Below are 1,097 nucleotides of genomic sequence, written 5' to 3'. Positions count from 1 at the left end.
CAACGTTGCACACCGGGTAATGGTGTTGTCTGGGGCACGGGCAGGATTTCAGATATGGAACCAATCTGAATCATATAATGCTGACCATCCTGCACAAAGCTGACACCTTGCCAATAGCTCAGGTCAGTTTGCTCTACAGGGATTTGAGCCCTGTATAGAGAAGCACTCTGCTCAAGTGTCTCCAGATAGTCGAATGGATGACTTGAGTTGTTCATAGAACTCCTTTCTATCTTTGCTATCTTTGCCATCACTGCCATCATTGTCGCCTTGACAATTGAAAGTGACAAATGGGATAACCGGGGCTGCTTCAGGCCGCAGCTTCGCTCAGGACTTCGTTGAGCGCTTCCAGTAACAGGCTTACTTTAATGGGCTTGGTCAAATAGTTTTTGGCCCCCTGTCGCATGCCCCAGACGCGATCCGTTTCCTGGTCTTTGGTGGTGACAATAATGACAGGAATATGTCCTGTACTCCCATCTTTGGCGAGTTGACGAGTGGCTTGAAAGCCGTTCAGGCCAGGCATGACAATATCCATTAATACCGCATCAGGCTGTTCTTCCCGGCAAAGGGCGACACCATCAGCACCATTGCCAGCAGTCAATACCGTATGACCATGTTTCTCAAGCATTGCACTTAGCTGGTACAGTTCAGTTGGTGAGTCGTCAACAATCAATACTTTAGCCATAAATCCCCCGGTGTTTTTGGCCACTGCCGTTTTTCAGGCCCGCACCAAACCTGGTTGCCTGGAATTATTTTTTGAAAGCCTTTCTGGTCGTAGAGACACCGTCAAGGGTTATCCATTTTCGTTTGTTTAAACGGCCAGCGCATAGTCAGGGCAATGCTCCCGAATTGCTCCGAATAGTTCATCACGACTGAATGGCTTGGTCAGATAGTAATCAGAACCGGCAATGCGTCCTCTGGCGCGGTCGAACAGACCGTCCTTACTGGATAGCATGATGACGGGAATCTGTTTAAATGCGTTGTTATTTTTAATCAGCGCACAGGTTTGATAGCCGTCAAGACGTGGCATTATGATGTCGACAAAGATGGAAAGGAGTTCTATGAACAACTCAAGTCATCCATTCGACTATCTGGAGACA

General features: G+C 47.9%; 1 protein-coding gene and 2 pseudogenes. All 3 read right to left on the bottom strand.

What is annotated here, in order from left to right:
• Nucleotides 1-215, bottom strand: a pseudogene (locus KDK14_RS10175) (hypothetical protein); the annotation flags it as partial.
• 92 nt (nt 216-307) lie between these two features.
• Nucleotides 308-682, bottom strand: coding sequence for a twitching motility response regulator PilH (gene pilH / locus KDK14_RS10170; RefSeq protein ID WP_257264992.1), 375 nt, complete (start codon nt 680-682; stop codon nt 308-310).
• A gap of 126 nt (nt 683-808) precedes the next feature.
• Nucleotides 809-1,045: pseudogene (locus KDK14_RS10165) on the bottom strand (PleD family two-component system response regulator); the annotation flags it as partial.
• Nucleotides 1,046-1,097: the final 52 nt, after the last annotated feature.

The organism is Endozoicomonas sp. ONNA2 (genome assembly GCF_024606365.1).
Classification (GTDB): Bacteria; Pseudomonadota; Gammaproteobacteria; order Pseudomonadales; family Endozoicomonadaceae; genus Endozoicomonas.
Note: the sequence above shows the minus strand (reverse complement) of the source record. Positions and strands in the feature narration are given on the sequence as shown.

Excerpts from the sequence above, each read along its gene's own strand:
- pilH (WP_257264992.1), bottom strand. The coding sequence starts at position 682 with ATGGCTAAAGTATTGATTGTTGACGACTCACCAACTGAACTGTACCAG.